Below are 17602 nucleotides of genomic sequence, written 5' to 3'. Positions count from 1 at the left end.
TTTATTTAATCATTCGCTTTTTCAAAACGGCGAAGTTGCGCATTACCACGCTCAACCGCCGTATTAAGAGCCGTTTGAGCATCCACATCTCCGCTCCATACAGACTCTAATGCTTCATCAATGATGCCGCGAATCTGCACAAAGTTACCCAAACGCAACCCCTTAGTGTTTGCCGTAGGCGTGCCCGTTGTCATTTGCATGACACCCGTTTCTGTACCTGGATTTGCTGCGTAGAAACCTTGTTCTTTGGTCAAATCATACGCCGCCTTAGTAATTGGCAAGTAGCCTGAAAACTGGTGCCAATCCGCTTGTACAGACGCTTTAGACAAGTAGCTCAAGAAAGACGCCACACCTTTGTATTCTTCTTTGGAATGGCCTTGCAATACCCACAAAGACGCACCACCGATAATGGTGTTAGAAGGCTGCTGCACCTTACCTTCCCAATAAGGCAACTCGGACACACCGAAATCAAAAGTCGCATTACGCTTGATACCAGCGTAACCTGCTGACGATTCGGTAAACATGGCACACTCTTGGCTGTAGAACTTCGCCGCACCATCGTTGGTACGACCAGAATAACTAAAAATACCGTTCTTTTGCCATTCGCCCATTTTCTCAATGTGAGCCACTTGCAATGGGCCATTGAATGTAAGCTCGGTTTTCACACCCGCAAAACCGTTTTCCAACGTCGCAAACGGCACATTATGGCGAGCACTTAAGTTTTCTAACTGAACCCAAGACTGCCAAGCAGTCGTAAAGCCACAGCTCACGCCAGACGCTAGCAGCTTTTTAGACACACTTTCGACTTCTTGCCAGGTTTTAGGCGCTTGATCAATGCCCGCTTTTTTGAACAAATCTTTGTTGTAATACAAAACGGGTGTTGAACTATTGAAAGGCATGGAGAGCATATGCCCTTCGCTGTTAGAGTAATAACCGGTAACAGCGCTTAAATACGCACTTTCATCGAACGGCTGACCTGAGTCTTTCATCAACTGATACACAGGATAGATCGCGCCTTTGGCCGCCATCATACTGGCTGTACCCACTTCAAATACTTGTACGATAGCTGGTTGTTGCTTAGCGCGGAACGCCGCAATCGCCGACGTCATGGTTTCCGTATAGTTGCCTTTATAAACGGGCTTAACTTCGTAATCACTCTGAGAATCATTGAAGGCCTTCGCCATTTCATCAACCTTCTCACCATTGGCACCACCCATAGCGTGCCACCACTCTATTTGTGTTGCCGCAAAGCCCGAACTTGCCATAGCCAACCCAACAACCACCGACGCTAACTTCAAATTATGCATTTCCGTGTTCCTCACAATGAGTTTTTATTTGAAAAGAAAGAACCACTATAGAAAGAAAATGTTTCACTTTGATGATAGTTAGGTTTCATTTGAAATACAATTGCAATTCAAATGAAACCTTCCTTGCGTCGAAAGGGCAAGATATGAAAGGAAATAAAGATCTCTTAGAGAAGATTTAACGCAAAATTTCTTGTTTGAAAACAAGCCTCAAAGCCTCAAAGGCCTATCTCAAAGCAGTATAACGAATAGGTAATTGATCGCCCTTACCTTGTATCGCTACACGTTCCATTTCAGTGATTAGTTGACAAAAACGATAACCAGACACTTCCAAAGCAGCGCCTTTTAAACGGTGTGCGACCAAAGCAAAATTTTCCCAGCCCTCATCCATCATGTGAGCTTGTAGCATGTCTAGAAAGACAGTAGCTTCTTTAATAGACTCACTGGCAACCAAAGTCATTAGTTCATGGTTATAGGTCAGACGAGGCTCTCGTAGAGCTGTATTATCAAATACCTTAGGCTCAAGCATGACAAAGAATCTCCATTTCAATCTTATCCACTAAGAAAGCCATTTTGTGAGTATCACTACTAATTTATCTTGTGAAATTGGTTTAGCGATATGGTCATTCATCCCTGCCGCAAAACATTCATCTTCATCACCTTTCATGGCATTGGCACTAAGTGCAACAATCACTAAATCAGAAGGCGTTTGTCCATCGGTAAACTGACGAATCGTTCGCGTCGCTTCATAACCATCCATGATTGGCATCTGGCAATCCATGAAGATCAGATCGAATTGAGTGGATTGGGCTTGCTCGACCGCTTTTTGACCGTTCTCCGCTACCACAACCTCTACGCCATATAAATTCAACAGACCACGAGCAACAATCTGGTTGGTTAAATTGTCTTCTGCTAGCAATACTTTGGCCTTAAATATTGGCCGACCCTCAGAGGCTTTCTCTACTTCGCTCGCCGCCATCACTGGCTCTCCTCCCACTAATGGTTTTAGATTTTCAAGCACGTCCACCAATGGTTGATGAAAAACAGGTTTCGTTAAAGAAGCAACATACACTTCTTTATCAAAATCCATACTTGAACGTCCTTGTAGCAATATTCGCTTAACCGCATTCTTCCGGCAAAATGAATCCAACTCAGTCACATCAGAAGTAGCCGAAACGACATCAGAGTCCAGTAGTATACAATTTCCGATCCATTCACTGTCAGCAAGCGCGCTGGCAATACTATCGTAAGCATTGCAAATGACCCCTAACGAATCCAGCAATGCGCTAACATACTCACGACCAATTTTATTCGCATAAATTAACGTCACTCTAATAGCTTGTTCTGTGCCATCAGTCACCACGGGGATATGCTCTGCAGTTGAAACCACAGTGAGTGGTATACGAAACCAAAAATCAGACCCCTGACCTTCCACTGAGTTTAAACCGATCTCTCCATCCATGGCTTGGATAATTTCCTTACTGATTGCCAAACCCAATCCTGTGCCACCAAATTTGCGTGTTGTCGACCCATCCGCTTGTTTAAAACGCTGGAACAAATGCCGTTGATTAGTTTCAGACACACCAATTCCTGAGTCTTTAATACCAACACTCAAAACAACACTGTCATCCGCTAGCGGCTCAAGCGTAAATCGCAACGCCACTTCACCTTCTTGGGTAAATTTAACCGCATTCCCCATCAAATTAACCAACACTTGTTTGAGGCGCAATCTGTCGCCAAAGAGTAATATATTAGGAACTGGAGTGGTTGGTGAATTCAGTACGATGCCCTTCTCTTCGGATTTTAAAACAAAGATATTGGTTACTTCTTCAATTAACGCCCGTAACTCAAAGTCTTGCTTGTATAACGCTAAGGTTCCCATCTCAATCTTAGACAAATCTAAAATATCATTAATAATATCCAACAAGGATTCCGCACTCTGCTGAGACATTTTTGCTAAATTCGACTGTTCAGGCTGCAATTTCGTATTCATCAACAAAGACAAACAACCAATAACGCCATTTAATGGCGTACGAATTTCGTGACTCATATTTGCCAAGAATTCACTTTTAGCGCGGTTGGCTTCTTGCGCCTCTTCTTTGGCTTTGCTTTGTTCCAGTTCAGACGCTTTTAAATGCTCGTTTGCCAACTGCAAATCTCGCGTCCTTAATCTCACTCGATTTTCAACTTCCGCCGTATGGCTACTCACAATCAATAAAAACCAACCAAATAAACCAGTGAATAAAAAACCACAAGCTAGAACAAACTTCACGATCCAAGGCTGTTTGAAAAAGTAGTTGTCACTAACTTGATACAACTGCCAGTTTTTGCCACCCACATTAATAACGAAATTAACCGCATGATGAAATTCACCGGCCAGGTAACGAGTAACCAAGTCTTCTGCAGACAAATGAGCTGCCGTATTTTTTGTCACGATAATCGGCTTGGATGTCGCGTTATCAGTATCGACCAAGTAGAGCTCAGTATTGGGGAGAAGCCCTTGCTTAACAATGGTATCGGTTAACGTATCAATCTCGATGACCGCTGTCGCAACACCTAAAAAAACATCGGTGTCTCGATCAAAAAATGGCAAAAACAATAATACAGCATTCGAATTTTGAACTAGCTTGAGTGGAGCCGTGGGGTAAACTTGACGTGACGAAATAGCCTGATCTAAGGCAAAACGTCGATCGGCTTGCGAATAAACGTCGTAACCTAATGCCGCTTTATTGCTCTGTAAGGGGCTAATAAAAGTCACCACAATGTGCCTATCTCTTGGCGTAACGGTCTTAAGTTTGCCCTCGCTGTCCCTTTCCTTCACACGAAAAATATCGTCTGGGTAATTTTTTTGAATCATCTGTTCAAAGCTAGCAATATCTTTTCCAGCCACGACAAAGTTTAATGACACCCCCAAAATAGAATCATCTCGACGCATCACACTATCTGCAAAAAGCTCAAACTCATTCGCTTCAATTTGCTCACTGCCGTTTATCAAGCCGACAAAGCTGTGCAACATATCCACGCTGTTTTTAATACGATTATTAAGCAGCACTTCTAGCAATTCGGCGTTGGAACGAAACTCTTTCGATTGTTTATTCCATTCCGAATAACTGCTTCCCCAAGACAAAACAATCGTAAGCACCAAGACAAATATAAAACCACCCACTAAACGCAGCGGATGTTCGAATTTATTACCAAAGTACTGAGGGAAACACACTGCCAACCAAGGCACCATGACCAACACCCCGATCATGTCACCGCCCCACCAAACCAGCCAATTGGTTAGAAACTCCGCCTTATTAATGATTCCAAAAGAAAGTAACGACGTTGAACCAACACTGGCACTAATCAAGGTGGACAAGACACCGGCTAAAAAGACAAACCTAACCACTAAACCAGTACGATGAAATTGAAAAGGCACACCTACAAAACGGCGAACTAAATAGCCACCAACAAAAGATTGTAACGTTGAACCAAGGGCAATAAGAACAGGAAGAGACCAAGCAAAAACATGATGATTAACCCAAGTCGCACCCATGTTTAGCAACATAGACCCTAGGAAAATACCGAACGGCGCTTGCTTAGGAAAAAAGATAGACGCCGCCACCGCCAAACCAGAAGCTGGCCAAATAATCGTCGAATAGCCCGGTGAAATCGCAACAGCCAACCCCACAACGCCAAGGATAAAATACCCCAACGCAGTTAAGGCGACTATCGTCATCACTCTCATCATAATCACTTGCTCCATCAAAGATAGTTAAAGCATAACTAAAACAACGAGTGTTTAAGATTTAATATTGGTTACGTTATGTAATAAAAAGCTATTTTATGGAGAGTTTATTATAGAGAAAGATGAGGAATATATGGTGCCCAGAGACGGAATCGAACCGCCGACACGAGGATTTTCAATCCTCTGCTCTACCGACTGAGCTATCTGGGCAAATAAGACATGACCGGTCATTTTGAATAAAAAACCGATTTAACCAAAAAAAGCCTGCTAAAAATAGCAGGCTTTCTCTTAATCATGGTGCCCAGAGACGGAATCGAACCGCCGACACGAGGATTTTCAATCCTCTGCTCTACCGACTGAGCTATCTGGGCAAGTGGGGCGTATTATAGAGAAACCTTTTTTCTGGTCAACAGTTTTTTTGAAAAAAAATTAAAAACTTAGTTTCTTCTGTTCCTCTGGTATTATCTTCCTATATCAAGGAGATAAACCTATGCTGCATGTTGTGCTTTACCAACCTGAGATTCCACCCAATACGGGCAATGTTATTCGTTTATGCGCCAATACTGGCTTTCATTTGCATCTGATTGAGCCTCTCGGCTTTGATCTAGACGACAAAAAGCTACGTCGGGCAGGTTTAGATTATCATGAGTTCACTCGTTTAAAACGCTATCCAGACTTTCAATCCTTTGTTGATCAGAACGAGATCGCCACGATTTACGCTCTAACCACTAAAGGCAGTCGTACGCACAGCGAAGCGCGCTTTGTTGAAAACGATGTGCTGGTTTTTGGCCCTGAGACACGCGGCCTGCCTGCTGAGTTTATTGAGGCGCTGCCACCAGCCCAAAGACTGCGTTTGCCCATGCAAGCCAATTCTCGCAGCTTAAATCTATCGAATACTGTCGCGGTGATGGTATATGAGTCTTGGCGTCAATTAAATTACGCCATGCCAATCGATAATGAGTAACACAGAGGTCCAATGAACTCTCTCGCAATGATGCTAAGGCGAAATAAAAATCGTCATCAATTCCGCAAAAAAGTTCACCTGCATGAGACGAGTGATTTAAAAAAGCGCCTCGTATTGATTGCTTGTGTCATCGCCTTGCACAGCTTGGCGATGGTTTTTTTCGAAGATTTGGATTGGTGGCAAGCCTTCTGGCTGACCATGACATCGGCCAGTACAACGGGTTATGGAGATATCTCAGCCATCACTTTTTGGGGACAATTTTCAACCATTCTGTTAATTTATGGAATGGGGATCACTCTGCTCGCCCAAATCGCCAGTGACTATGTCGAAATCAGGCTAATACGCAAAGAGATGCGTATTAAAGGCCGAATGAAGTGGGACGATATGCAAGATCACATACTTATTGTTAATACCCCCAAATACGATGCAGAACGCTACTTACGCTTACTGATCAATCAAATTAGTGTCACACCAGAGTTGACCGATATCCCGGTCCAGATCTTAACCACGGCCTTTCCTGAGGGTTTACCTCTGGATTTAAGATCACATGGTGTGGTACATCACACAGGCGACGCCTTAGAAGATGGCATGCTCGAATCCGCAGGTGCACACAAGGCTAAATACATTATTGTGCTTTGCCAAGACTTACAAGATAGCCACTCAGACAGTTTGACCTTTGATATTCTGCATCGCATTCACGCACTACAATCGCCAGCATTTATTATAGCGGAAGCGATTAACGACACGAATCGCCCGAGATTTAAAGCCGCCAGGGCAAACGCTATTATCAGACCCGTTCGTGCCTATCCAGAAATGCTTGTACGCTCGTTAATCGCTCCAGGAACAGAGCAAGTGTTAGAAGATTTATTCCGACACCAAGGAGACCACACAATTCGTTTGAATGTGCGTTTAACGGGAGTGACTTGGGCTGAGGTGGTCACCACCCTAATTCAAAAGGACATTGGCACCGCGTTGGGTTATGTGCGTAAAAATGGTGAGATTGTCACCCACCCACAAACCTTCTCTTCCATAGAAGCCGAAGGGTTGATCATTCTGATAAACGACGATCAGGTGATCCCTTCACTAGAAGAAATAGGCCAGTATTTTACGTCTTAAGGTAAAGGTTGGGCTTACGCTTGTTTGTCTTGAAGCTTAAGCCCAATGATCTCAATTTGGTTACCGTCCATTTGGCGAATGGTTAGGCGAATGTTACCAAAGCGCACTCGATCCCCTACCACCAAGTGCTTACCAAGCTGACGCTGTAGCAGCTCAGCGGCCGTGTCTTCAGGCGCGATGCCCTCTAGCGGCACACCATATACTTTCGCTAGATCAATCAAAGGCGCATCACCACGAATAGCAAATTCACCAAAGAAATTCTGCAATAGGAAAGAGCCAGACGCTTGCTGAGAAAAAATCTGCGCGACATCATTGACATCCTCCGGGTGCAACAGCATCCAAATTCTATCCCCTAGCTGCAATACAGTATCCGCGTTCACTACGATGGGTTTTTGATCACGAACAAGCGATACCAACTGCGGTGTAGACACGGTTGCACTGGGTACATTTTGCACAATCGAAGCGGGAATACGCACTTTTTCAGTCTGTACAAGAAACTCATACAATTCTAATGAGTGGTGCGAATCGGCATCATCAATCAAAGAAAAGCGCGTCGTTGGCGCAGGCGCAGGCGGCACCACCACTTTCAACCAGCGCGCGACAACTGGCACTGTCGACCCTTGTAGCAACAAAGAAATCAGCACCACGGTAAAGGTAATTTCAAACAATAATTCCGAATTAGACAGGCCAGCAATAATCGGATAGAGCGCCAATACAATGGGAACCGCACCTCGCAAGCCAACCCAGCTAATGTAAAAGCGTTCGGGCCAACGGAAATCAAATGGCAGCAAACAGACCATTACCGCCAAAGGACGTGCAACAAAAATCAAAAATGCGGCAATCGCAATCGCCTGCCAACCATGGGTTAACAAACTGGATGGCGTAACCAATAGACCAAGCAACAAGAACATGCCAGCTTGTGCCAACCAGGCCAAACCGTCCATCACCTGGGAGATAGCATCAAGCTGTTTAATGCGCCCATTCCCAACGGTCAAACCCACTAAGTAGACGGCCAGAAAACCACTGCCGCCAATCATATTGACACCAGAAAAAATAGCCAGACCAAAAGAAATAATGAGAAGTGCGTATAAACCTTCAATCAAAGGCACACGACGCAGGATCATTAATAGCAGTTTACCACCTAGCAAACCAAGCACACCGCCCACAGCAAATTGCTGCAGCATTTGCCCTAAGAAAGACAAAATACTCAAATGATCCGCACTTTGCAGCAAGCCCGTTAACATGGCCACCAGCAAAATTGCCATAGGATCGTTGGCACCGGACTCTATTTCCAATGTGCCGCCAACACGCTCATTAAGCTTTACGCCACTGTTACGCAACAAACTAAAGACGGCTGCAGCATCGGTTGAACCGACCGTCGCCCCCAGTAGCAAGCCATAGATCAACTGTACATCGAGCAACCAAGCCGCAAACATGCCGACGGCCCCGGTAGTAAAAACCACACCCAACGTAGCCAAAGACAAAGATGGCCATAAAGCCACACGGAAAGTACTAGTTTTGGTTTGCATACCGCCATCCAGAAGGATAACGGCGAGAGCGAGGTTACCGACAAAAAAGGCGAGGCTTGGGTTGTCAAAATCCAGTTGGCCAATTCCCTCTTCACCTGCCAACATCCCCATTCCGAGGAAAACAAGTAACAAAGGTAAGCCAACACGTACCGTAAAAGAGCTAGCCAGAATACTGACTAACAACAATATTCCGGCTAAAAATATAAAACTATTTGTGTCGATAGCGGCAACACCCTATTGGTTATAGCTGACCTGTGAGCACTAAGTATTTTTCCATTAGCTGCTCTTCCGTTTCTTTGTGATTCGGATCCAAAGGAATACAGTCAACAGGACACACTTGCTGGCATTGAGGCTCATCAAAATGACCTACGCACTCTGTACATTTGGATGGGTCGATCACATAAATCTCATCTCCCTGAGAAATCGCTTCGTTCGGGCACTCAGGTTCACATACATCACAGTTGATGCATTCATCGGTAATGATAAGAGACATTTTTCTCTCCTAAGACCGCTGCGATATTGGCACAGGCGCTAAGCAGCAGAACTAAATAAAACAGACATTAAATCGTTTGGTAGTGTTCTTGTAGAACACGTTTTACTTCTGGATTTACAAACTGACCAAAATCGCCGTTTAGAGACGCAATTTCTCGCACTAAGGTCGACGAAATATAAGAATGTTTTTCAGAAGGCGTCAAAAATATGCTTTCAACATCCGGAGCAATCGCACGATTCATATTGGCTAATTGAAACTCGTATTCAAAATCTGACACAGCACGCAAACCACGGATCACGACCTTGCCATTGACGGAACGAGTAAACTCGGTCAATAGGTTATCAAAACCGACCACTTCCACATTAGGCAAATGACCCAATACTTTTTTCGCCAATGAAATACGCATTTCATGGGACAGTGCTGGGCGCTTTTTAGGACTCGCAGCCACCGCTACGATAACCTTGTTAAATAGCTTTGATGCGCGTTCAACCAAATCCGTATGGCCGTTTGTAATAGGGTCAAATGTCCCCGGATAAACCGCAATCGTACTCATAGCTTTCATCCAAAAAATTAATAAGGGAGAAGGAAGCGGGCAGCTGACGTTTTTTTGTCCGCTCAAATTCCCGTTTAGGGGTCGCATCATATAGGAATACGCCCCTGTTCTCAATTCACCGAATAATATCCAGTATTTTTATTGCCTTATGCACAATGCAGATAACTGCACTAAATACTATACGGTGCTAACACTTGCTTCAAAAACGAAATCGCCAAAAAGATAAAAATGGGGGATAAGTCCAATCCGCCCAAGGTCGGAATTACTCGCTGACAAGCACGATATAGAGGTGCCGTAATTTGCCCTACTAGCAAGGCACCTGGGTGACTCGCCGTAGGAGCGACCCAGCTCAGAATGACCGAAATAAGCATGGCCCAAAAATACAAATCCAACAAATGGTATAACGTGCCTGCCACGGTAAAAATAGCATAACTGACCGGAGAAATCCCCACGCCATTAATCAATACCACCAAGAAGACCGTCAGTAACTGCACACCTAATGCTAGCACTAGGGATGCGGTATCCAAACGACCAATCGCTGGAATCACCTTGCGCAAAGGCAAGACAATCGGGACTCGTTGCTTTAACGATGCCTTGGCTAATCGGATTGTAAAAATCCGCACGAGTCAGTTGAAGCACCAAACGTAACAACACAATAAATAGATAAAGGTTACAAACAACCTTTACTAGCATGACAAATGGATCCGAGTACATGTTCAATAGTCCTTAATTAAGGTTTTTTCACAGAAAAGCTTTGCGCCATTTCTTTAGATCGGTTGATACAAGCCGTCATTGCATCGGCTACCATTTTATCAATATCGGATGCCTCCAAAGATAACAACGCCTGTTCCGTTGTCCCCTTAGGTGAGGTGATGTTCTTACGCAATTGGGCAATAGGCTCATCCAGCTCGATTACCATACGGGCTGCGCCTAACATAGTTCGACTGGCCAATTCACGGCTGGTAGTTTCATCCATGCCTTGTTGCTGTGCATGTTTAATCATGGCTTCAAGGAAACGAAAAAAATACGCTGGCGCACTGCCAGACAAGCTAGTCACTGTGTGCATATACTCTTCATTGTCTACCCAAACAGAATGGCCAATACTAGAGAATAGTTCACTGACCCATGTTTTTTGCTCATCATTGGTATACTGATTAGCAATTAATCCTGTCATCCCCACGCCTAGCTGCGAGGGTGTGTTTGGCATACTGCGAACCAAAGCAACAGGCTTACCTAACCAATGGGCCATCGCGTCAAGCTCAACACCCGCGGCAACTGAAATGAACAGCTGATCTTCTCGTACAGAGGCCGAGAAGGCTTCAATTACGTCTTGCATTTGTGCCGGTTTAACGCACAGCACTACCACATCGGCTTGACTCACTGCTGAGTCATTATCGGCCAGCATGGTAATTCCGTACTGCTGCTGATAATAATCACGTTTTTCAGGTGTTCTAGAAGTACCGATAATGTTTTTAGCTGGATAGCCACTCGCAAGCATGCCACTAAAAATCGATCTTGCCATATTACCCACGCCAATAAAGGCGATATTTGGTGTCATGTTATACCCTATTCTGTTCGTTATTTAAGCAGACATTCGTCTACCTATTTAAAATACGCTGTCGTTATCTCTCACGCTTTCGCTGAGGCTCTCTCACGCTTTCGCAGAGTAATCACGCTCGCCAAAAATAGCGGTTCCGACTCGCACCATGGTGCTGCCGGATTCAATCGCTGCTGCTAAGTCGCCAGACATGCCAATCGACAGCGTGTCTATCATGCTATCGGATGTCGATAAATCAACAAAAGCCTTCACCAGTGGCGCGTAAACGGTGCATTGCGCAGCATGGCTTTCCTGTGGTGCAGGGATAGCCATCAGGCCTCTAAGTTGTAAATTCGGCAACGATTTTATCAAAGCCACCATATAACCCAACTCCGACAAGGCGATACCCGCTTTGCTCTCTTCACCACTAATGTTCACTTGAATACAGACATTTAATGGCGGTAATCCTTCTAAACGCTGCTCACTCAAACGACGCGCAATTTTCTCTCGATCAAGCGAATGTACCCAGTGCATTGTTTCCGCAATCAGGCGTGACTTGTTAGACTGAATAGGGCCAATAAAGTGCCACTCTATGTCGGTTAAATGCGCTAAAGCGTGGTATTTATCGACCGCTTCCTGCACATAGTTTTCACCGAACGCTCTTTGCCCTGCTTCATAGGCCGCACACAACGCTGACACGGGCTTAGTCTTACTGACCGCCAATAAACGTACGCAGCCTGCGGCTCTATGACATTGTTGAACGAGCTGGTCAATCTGCCCTGTAACCTGGGCTAAATTGGCTTTGATATCGGCCACTTCAAGGCTTTCGATTTTCATCGACATATCGCATTATGCTCCTTATATTCACCCACCATAGGCTCATTTTTTGTCTGCATTTATCAGCCCAAATATACTAAACAAGCTTAAAAGCCCTTTATAGGAGGCATGATATCATTATTTTAAGGGACAAATAAAAGTGACGTGACGACTTATTGAGCTTTACAAGGTATAAAAACCGGCACTTGACTCATAGCATTCTCCATGAAATTCGAGGCGATATCCGGTGACATTTTTCAGCGAGTGCGCGGCAAACGAAGCCGCCTGATAAAGCGACTCCAAGGATGAATGCTCTGGGTAGAAAGCAATACCGATAGACAAGCCACTTCGTATTAATCGATTTTTTGAAAATGCGGGAGCACTGAGCGATTTTAATAATTTTGCCGCTACCACTTCTGCATCCTCTAAATGTTGAATACGTATTCCCATCACCAGCTCATGCTCATCGTAATGGGCAATAAGATCATTATCCCGAACAGTATCTCTCATGACGTCGGCCAGTACTTTTAGATCAGCATCATTCACTTTTGAACTAGAGTGCAACAAAATTGAAAGCAAAGCCGCTCGCTGAAAGTGGCGACGAGAGTCTTTTAGTACAATACCAAAACTGTTTTCAAAACTGTAACGACGTAATAATCCAGTGGAAGGATCTCGATGACTGTCTTCTAGCAACAATTGATCGGCTTTTTCACGTTCAAAAATAGCACATAGCCAAGCTTCATACGCATTGAGTGCAAGCATCATCAGCTCATTTTCTAAGCGATTTCTTTCTCGCTGAAACGCCAACATGAGATATATAGAACCTTGGTCGTCCGACACACTGACCATGGATACATGGGTAAATTCGTGATCATGCAAAAAAGGTTGCCAATGTTTCCAGCTGGACATGGTTTGAATATCAACATCATGGCGCTTAGGACACGAAGGTGCTCGCGGCAAAAGTCACCAAGGCTTGAGGAACGCTGATCAACTGGCCATTACGATTGGGCAGACCTTCATTGATCGAGTCTGTGAACTGTATACGCCACTGCAAACACTCCTTGTCACAAACAATAAAAAGGCAATATGCATTGGGCAATAGAGATTGCAACTTCTGTTTAGAACAATTCAGTAAAGTACTTAAAAGCGCTCCTTTTGCAAGTAGCTGCAACATCTGAGGCATGTCACCGTATAGCTTTTTAACAAAATCTCGCTCTTTTTCAAGAAAGACCACACGCGACAGTAATGCCTGTTGTTCCTTGAATAATGAGTTTGAAGAATCGATAGACATAAAATACTAAAGCCAAAATAATCCGTAATACAAACTAGATTAACGGCCTAATATTAAAAGTAAAGGAATAGTAAGGCCAAGTAAGCGAAAAACCCTACTTAGCCTTACTTATTGACTCAAACGACCTGATAAACACGCTGGCCTGAGATATAAGTCGCCATAACCCGACCGACAAATTCCTCACCGAGGTAAGGAGAATTGTGGCCTTTTGTCTTGCGGTTCTCAGAAGACCATGTCCAACGCGCCGTACTATCAAACAAAATAAAATCTGCGAAACTGCCCACGGATAAGGAACCCGCCTCGAGACCAAAACAGGCTGCAGGCCCTGAAGTTAGGCAAGTTAACAGCGTCAAGAAGTCTAAGTCGCCTTCATCGATCAATTGCATCGCCAAAGGCAACAAGATTTCTACGTTCGCCATACCTGGTTCAGTTGCAGCAAATGGTGCGATCTTGGCCATTTTTTCATGTGGCTGATGATCAGAACAAATGGCGGAAATAACCCCCGCTTTGATACCCTCGATCAAGGTCAATCGATCTTCATCACTACGCAGTGGTGGCAATACATGATAATGACCGTCAAAACGATTCAACACCTGATCAGTAAGCAACAAATTGTGTACTGCCACGTCTGCGGTAACATCCAAACCTGATGCTTTAGCATCGGCAATCATTTCAACCGATTTTGCACAAGACAAACGAGCAAAGTGTGCACGAACCCCTGTTTTTTGCACTAGCAATAAGTCGCGCATCAATGCAATGGTTTCTGCTTCTTCTGGAATACCTGGCAAGCCATGCATGGTCGACATTAAACCTTCATGGGCACACCCCCTTCCGAAAGACTGGTCTCGTCAGGATGAAATACCACCAACAAATCATGCGTTGCCGCATACTCAAGCGCACGAACCAATACCTTAGTATTCGCCATAGGATGGCGATGGTTCGATAGCGCCACGCAACCTGCATCAGTCAGCGCCACCATATTACTAAGTTGAGCACCTTCTAACCCCTGTGTTAACGCGCCAAGAGGAAATACGTTTGCCATTCCTGCATCGTCAGCCTTGTCTTGGATCAAAGCCGCTACCGCCGGTGTATCCACAATAGGGCGAGTATCTGGTGCACATACTAAGGTAGTCACACCACCGGCAACCGCCGCACGACCTTCCGTGGCAATGTTACCTTTTTGAGTCAATCCAGGCTCACGTAGAGACACTGCCAGATCCACTAAACCAGGCAATATCCAATGGCCCGATGCATCTACGACTTCGGCATCATCAAACTCTTCAGGCGCCTCGCCAATCGCGACAATTTTTTGATTATCAATAAACAATTCTGTGACGGCATCGAGACCTTGACTAGGATCGATCACACGACCATTTTGAATACGTAATTTCATGCTATTTATCATCCCCCGCTGCTGACGATTCGGCACTTTGCAACTGCCCACTCATCGCCATAGACATCACCGCCATACGCACCGCAATGCCGTTAGTTACTTGGTTCAAAATAACCGAATGTTTGCCATCAGCAACTTCAGAGGAAATTTCCACGCCTCGGTTAATTGGGCCTGGGTGCATCACGATAGCATCCGGCTTGGCCCAAGAGAGCGTTTCTTCCGTTAAGCCGTACAAACGATAAAATTCACTTTCACTGGGCAACAATCCACCCTTCATGCGCTCTTTCTGCAGACGCAACATCACCACGACATCTACGTCTTTTAGACCCGCTTCTAAATCATGGCAAATCGTAGCGCCCATTTCCGCAAAGAAACTGGGCACAAGAGTCTTTGGTCCGACCAAACGTACATCACTGACACCCAATGTCGTCAGAGCCTGCAATTGCGAACGCGCCACACGAGAGTGCAAAATATCGCCCACAATGGCGATTTTTAAGCCTTCAAAGCCCCCTTGTGACGTCGAATAGTCAACATGTCTAGCATGGCTTGCGTTGGATGGGCGTGACGTCCATCCCCTGCATTAATAATGGCCACGTTAGGCGTACAATGCTCGGCAATAAAATGTGCCGCACCACTGTCTGAATGGCGCACAATAAACATATCGCTTTGCATAGCTTCTAAATTTTTTAAGGTATCCAGCAAGGATTCACCTTTGGATGTGGCGGACGTTTCGATATTAAGGTTGATGACGTCAGCCGATAAACGCTTCGCAGCCAATTCAAAAGTTGTGCGAGTTCGTGTGGAATTTTCGAAGAATAAATTCACCACGGTTTTGCCGCGTAGCAAAGGGACTTTTTTAACCGATTGCTCTCCCATCGAAAGAAAAGATTCCGCCCGATCAAGAATCTCAGTCAAAATGGTTTTATCCAAGCCATCCAACGTTAAGAAATGTTTAAGCTGCCCGTGTTCGTTTAACTGTAATGCCCGAGGTTCGGATCGCATCATGGTTTGCTTTCCTCAAACTGCAAAGACGGTATCGTCTTTCTCTTTTTGCTTAAAAAATAAAACGTCTAGATAGGAAAATGCCCGGTGCAGGCGTACTGCAACCGGGCATTCATGACAGTAAACAGCTGTCTCACCTCATTCCCTCGGTAAGATATCGTTCTTATCACCACTGTAGAGTCAATTTTATCCATGCGTTAATTGTCGTATGTGTACGCGAAAAAATAAAGTCTTGTTGTGTATAATTAATCGGTATTAATCACCGAAAAACCAAGCGGTTGTGGTCCAGTCAGCTTAACTCTTTGGTCAGGATTAAGCGTCAACCGCTCACCAACAATGTCCGCCGCAATCGGTAACTCATGTTGCCCAAGATCATAAAGAATCGCTAAGGTGATACTGGCAGGTCGGCCAAAATCAAATATTTCGTTCATGGCGGCTCGGATCGTTCGACCAGACATTAATACATCATCAACCAAAATAACGTGCCGATCTTCAATCGCTGGTAACAGGGTTTGGTTTACCTTAGGGTTTAAACCCGCTTTGGTAAAGTCATCACGGTAAAAGGTAATATCTAAGGTGGCGAGTGGCTCGTTTGTTGGCACAGCAGACATCAAATGCTCCGCCACCCAAACACCACCGGTATGAATTCCTACAACAATGGCATCTTCAATCTTTTTCTTTTCGCAGTAAGACGCTAATTGTTCCCTCATAGACGCCAGCGAGCGCTCTAAATCTAACTTCATTATTTCCTCATACCTTGTTGTTAAATTCATCATAAAACAGGACGTAATCTCTGTCTTCTATTAGCGATAAAGTCCCTAGAAAGATTCTGCAAACCAAGTTTCTACAATCATTTGGGCCGCCAAACCATCCACAGAATTCTCTTTAAAGTTACGGTTACCACCACGTGCAATAACCTGCCCTTTTGCCTCATAAGAGGACAGTCGCTCGTCCATCATATGGTAAGGAAGGTTGAAACGTCCATGCAGTCGTTTGGCAAACTTACGCGCCCGTTGACACATCTCATTTTCTGAACCATCCATATCCAGTGGCAAACCGACCACAAAAGCGTCCGGTTTCCATTCTTCCACAATACGCGTGATTTCATCCCAATTCGGGATGCCTTCTTTTGCTTTAAGAGGATCGAGCGGCTGCGCCGTCCCCGTAATACTTTGCCCAATAGCCACGCCAATACGTGTCGTACCAAAATCAAAACCCAATACTGCGCAGGCAGCATTGGGTTTTTGGTTAGCATTCAAAGACGATGTTGCCGTCATTAACCATGTCCTATATCCGGTGATAGTCTTGTCATATCAATTCCCAGCACTCGTGTCGCGGCCGTGAACTGCATGTCACTTGGTGTATGAAATAATACGTCTAAATCCGCTTCACATACCAGCCAATCGTTATTCGCAATCTCGGTTTCAAGCTGCCCCGCATCCCAACCAGCGCATCCCAGAGTAATTCGGAAAGCGTGTGGTCCATTACCTTGAGCAATGTCTTCAAGTGCTTCTAGGGAAGCCGATAACGACACTTCCTCAGTGACATGCAAGGTTCTATCCCAGGATTTGTCCGTGGTATGTAAAATAAAACCTCGTTCTGCCTCCACCGGCCCACCAGTATAAATAGGGGCAGCCGCTAAACGCGAACCGTGAATTTGGATGCCGAGGTGATCGGCTAACTCGGTGAAATAAATATTAGAGGGACGATTAATTACAATCCCCATGGCCCCTTCTGGTGTGTGCTCACAAAGATAAATAACCGTGTGTTCAAGGTGGGGATCGTCTAGATGTGGCATAGAAATCAAAAAGTGATTTTTAAACGAATCGAAATATGCATTCATAGTCATGAAGCCTCTTTAATTGATGACAACG

The 17602-nt window shown here is 44.8% G+C and carries 18 protein-coding genes, 2 tRNA genes and 1 pseudogene; 2 read left to right on the top strand and 19 right to left on the bottom strand.

The features are described 5' to 3' along the window. Positions 1-5: 5 nt before the first annotated feature. The 5 genes from ugpB to AC0L6V_RS20090 form a co-directional block, all read right to left on the bottom strand. Positions 6-1307, bottom strand: a complete 1302-nt coding sequence (gene ugpB / locus AC0L6V_RS20110; RefSeq protein ID WP_265220106.1) for a sn-glycerol-3-phosphate ABC transporter substrate-binding protein UgpB — start codon at positions 1305-1307, stop codon at positions 6-8. Positions 1308-1530: 223 nt separating this feature from the next. Then, a complete protein-coding gene (locus AC0L6V_RS20105) occupies positions 1531-1833 on the bottom strand; it encodes an Hpt domain-containing protein (protein WP_418138549.1) in 303 nt (100 codons plus the stop codon). A 30-nt stretch (positions 1834-1863) separates the two neighbouring features. After that, positions 1864-5037, bottom strand: a complete 3174-nt coding sequence (locus AC0L6V_RS20100; protein ID WP_409418980.1) for a CHASE domain-containing protein — start codon at positions 5035-5037, stop codon at positions 1864-1866. Between the two features lie 131 nt (positions 5038-5168). Beyond that, positions 5169-5244, bottom strand: a tRNA-Phe gene (locus AC0L6V_RS20095). An 85-nt stretch (positions 5245-5329) separates the two neighbouring features. Continuing rightward, positions 5330-5405, bottom strand: a tRNA-Phe gene (locus tag AC0L6V_RS20090). Positions 5406-5524: 119 nt separating this feature from the next. Between AC0L6V_RS20090 and trmL the strand changes: the two genes are divergently transcribed. Both trmL and AC0L6V_RS20080 read left to right on the top strand, forming a co-directional pair. Continuing rightward, positions 5525-5998: a tRNA (uridine(34)/cytosine(34)/5-carboxymethylaminomethyluridine(34)-2'-O)-methyltransferase TrmL gene (gene trmL, locus AC0L6V_RS20085; RefSeq protein WP_111608334.1), complete on the top strand. Its 474-nt coding sequence runs from the start codon at positions 5525-5527 to the stop codon at positions 5996-5998. Positions 5999-6010: 12 nt separating this feature from the next. Beyond that, positions 6011-7114: a potassium channel family protein gene (locus tag AC0L6V_RS20080; RefSeq protein ID WP_418138548.1), complete on the top strand. Its 1104-nt coding sequence runs from the start codon at positions 6011-6013 to the stop codon at positions 7112-7114. Between the two features lie 14 nt (positions 7115-7128). Here AC0L6V_RS20080 and AC0L6V_RS20075 read toward each other — a convergent pair whose 3' ends face one another. From AC0L6V_RS20075 to AC0L6V_RS20010, 14 genes and pseudogenes are all read right to left on the bottom strand, one after another. Next, positions 7129-8865 (bottom strand): potassium/proton antiporter, encoded by a 1737-nt coding sequence (locus AC0L6V_RS20075; RefSeq protein ID WP_265220324.1) that lies wholly within the window; start codon positions 8863-8865, stop codon positions 7129-7131. A 19-nt stretch (positions 8866-8884) separates the two neighbouring features. Further along, on the bottom strand, positions 8885-9136 hold the full coding sequence (locus AC0L6V_RS20070; RefSeq protein WP_111608331.1) for a YfhL family 4Fe-4S dicluster ferredoxin: 252 nt from the start codon (positions 9134-9136) through the stop codon (positions 8885-8887). 67 nt (positions 9137-9203) lie between these two features. Then, a complete protein-coding gene (gene coaD, locus AC0L6V_RS20065) occupies positions 9204-9689 on the bottom strand; it encodes a pantetheine-phosphate adenylyltransferase (RefSeq protein ID WP_111608330.1) in 486 nt (161 codons plus the stop codon). A 170-nt stretch (positions 9690-9859) separates the two neighbouring features. Then, a complete protein-coding gene (locus AC0L6V_RS20060) occupies positions 9860-10312 on the bottom strand; it encodes a YggT family protein (protein WP_418138547.1) in 453 nt (150 codons plus the stop codon). Between the two features lie 107 nt (positions 10313-10419). Beyond that, on the bottom strand, positions 10420-11247 hold the full coding sequence (gene proC / locus AC0L6V_RS20055) for a pyrroline-5-carboxylate reductase (protein ID WP_265220100.1): 828 nt from the start codon (positions 11245-11247) through the stop codon (positions 10420-10422). Positions 11248-11340: 93 nt separating this feature from the next. Continuing rightward, entirely contained in the window at positions 11341-12069 is a 729-nt protein-coding gene (locus AC0L6V_RS20050) for a YggS family pyridoxal phosphate-dependent enzyme (RefSeq protein ID WP_321160369.1), read from the bottom strand. A 156-nt stretch (positions 12070-12225) separates the two neighbouring features. Further along, entirely contained in the window at positions 12226-13002 is a 777-nt protein-coding gene (locus tag AC0L6V_RS20045; RefSeq protein ID WP_418138546.1) for a GGDEF domain-containing protein, read from the bottom strand. Continuing rightward, positions 12977-13333, bottom strand: a complete 357-nt coding sequence (locus tag AC0L6V_RS20040; RefSeq protein WP_265220098.1) for a hypothetical protein — start codon at positions 13331-13333, stop codon at positions 12977-12979. Before AC0L6V_RS20040 ends, AC0L6V_RS20045 begins: the two co-directional genes overlap by 26 nt. A 116-nt stretch (positions 13334-13449) precedes the next feature. Next, positions 13450-14139 (bottom strand): amidohydrolase family protein, encoded by a 690-nt coding sequence (locus AC0L6V_RS20035; protein WP_321160368.1) that lies wholly within the window; start codon positions 14137-14139, stop codon positions 13450-13452. Next, complete coding sequence (locus AC0L6V_RS20030) at positions 14139-14726, bottom strand: amidohydrolase family protein (RefSeq protein ID WP_321160367.1); 588 nt, start codon at positions 14724-14726, stop codon at positions 14139-14141. The genes AC0L6V_RS20035 and AC0L6V_RS20030 overlap by 1 nt, the downstream gene beginning before the upstream one ends. Position 14727: 1 nt before the next feature. Then, positions 14728-15731, bottom strand: a pseudogene (locus AC0L6V_RS20025) (aspartate carbamoyltransferase catalytic subunit). Positions 15732-15973: 242 nt separating this feature from the next. Further along, positions 15974-16471 carry a bifunctional pyr operon transcriptional regulator/uracil phosphoribosyltransferase PyrR gene (gene pyrR, locus AC0L6V_RS20020; RefSeq protein ID WP_265220096.1) on the bottom strand — a complete coding sequence of 166 codons (498 nt, stop codon included), beginning with the start codon at positions 16469-16471 and terminating at the stop codon, positions 15974-15976. A gap of 75 nt (positions 16472-16546) precedes the next feature. Continuing rightward, a complete protein-coding gene (ruvX, locus tag AC0L6V_RS20015) occupies positions 16547-17005 on the bottom strand; it encodes a Holliday junction resolvase RuvX (protein ID WP_265220095.1) in 459 nt (152 codons plus the stop codon). Beyond that, positions 17005-17577, bottom strand: a complete 573-nt coding sequence (locus AC0L6V_RS20010) for a YqgE/AlgH family protein (protein ID WP_265220094.1) — start codon at positions 17575-17577, stop codon at positions 17005-17007. Before AC0L6V_RS20010 ends, ruvX begins: the two co-directional genes overlap by 1 nt. Positions 17578-17602 lie beyond the last annotated feature (25 nt).

It is taken from the genome of Marinomonas sp. G8-14 (genome assembly GCF_055808935.1).
This window is presented reverse-complemented; position numbering and strand designations above follow the sequence as displayed.

Coding starts and splice junctions, on each gene's coding strand:
- ruvX (WP_265220095.1), bottom strand. CDS start 17,005: ATGACGGCAACATCGTCTTTGAATGCTAACCAAAAACCCAATGCTGCC.
- coaD (WP_111608330.1), bottom strand. CDS start 9,689: ATGAGTACGATTGCGGTTTATCCGGGGACATTTGACCCTATTACAAAC.
- trmL (WP_111608334.1), top strand. CDS start 5,525: ATGCTGCATGTTGTGCTTTACCAACCTGAGATTCCACCCAATACGGGC.
- AC0L6V_RS20040 (WP_265220098.1), bottom strand. CDS start 13,333: ATGTCTATCGATTCTTCAAACTCATTATTCAAGGAACAACAGGCATTA.
- AC0L6V_RS20100 (WP_409418980.1), bottom strand. CDS start 5,037: ATGATGAGAGTGATGACGATAGTCGCCTTAACTGCGTTGGGGTATTTT.
- AC0L6V_RS20010 (WP_265220094.1), bottom strand. CDS start 17,577: ATGACTATGAATGCATATTTCGATTCGTTTAAAAATCACTTTTTGATT.
- proC (WP_265220100.1), bottom strand. CDS start 11,247: ATGACACCAAATATCGCCTTTATTGGCGTGGGTAATATGGCAAGATCG.
- AC0L6V_RS20035 (WP_321160368.1), bottom strand. CDS start 14,139: ATGTCGACCATGCATGGCTTGCCAGGTATTCCAGAAGAAGCAGAAACC.
- AC0L6V_RS20030 (WP_321160367.1), bottom strand. CDS start 14,726: ATGAAATTACGTATTCAAAATGGTCGTGTGATCGATCCTAGTCAAGGT.
- AC0L6V_RS20105 (WP_418138549.1), bottom strand. CDS start 1,833: ATGCTTGAGCCTAAGGTATTTGATAATACAGCTCTACGAGAGCCTCGT.
- pyrR (WP_265220096.1), bottom strand. CDS start 16,471: ATGAAGTTAGATTTAGAGCGCTCGCTGGCGTCTATGAGGGAACAATTA.
- AC0L6V_RS20070 (WP_111608331.1), bottom strand. CDS start 9,136: ATGTCTCTTATCATTACCGATGAATGCATCAACTGTGATGTATGTGAA.
- AC0L6V_RS20080 (WP_418138548.1), top strand. CDS start 6,011: ATGAACTCTCTCGCAATGATGCTAAGGCGAAATAAAAATCGTCATCAA.
- AC0L6V_RS20050 (WP_321160369.1), bottom strand. CDS start 12,069: ATGTCGATGAAAATCGAAAGCCTTGAAGTGGCCGATATCAAAGCCAAT.
- ugpB (WP_265220106.1), bottom strand. CDS start 1,307: ATGCATAATTTGAAGTTAGCGTCGGTGGTTGTTGGGTTGGCTATGGCA.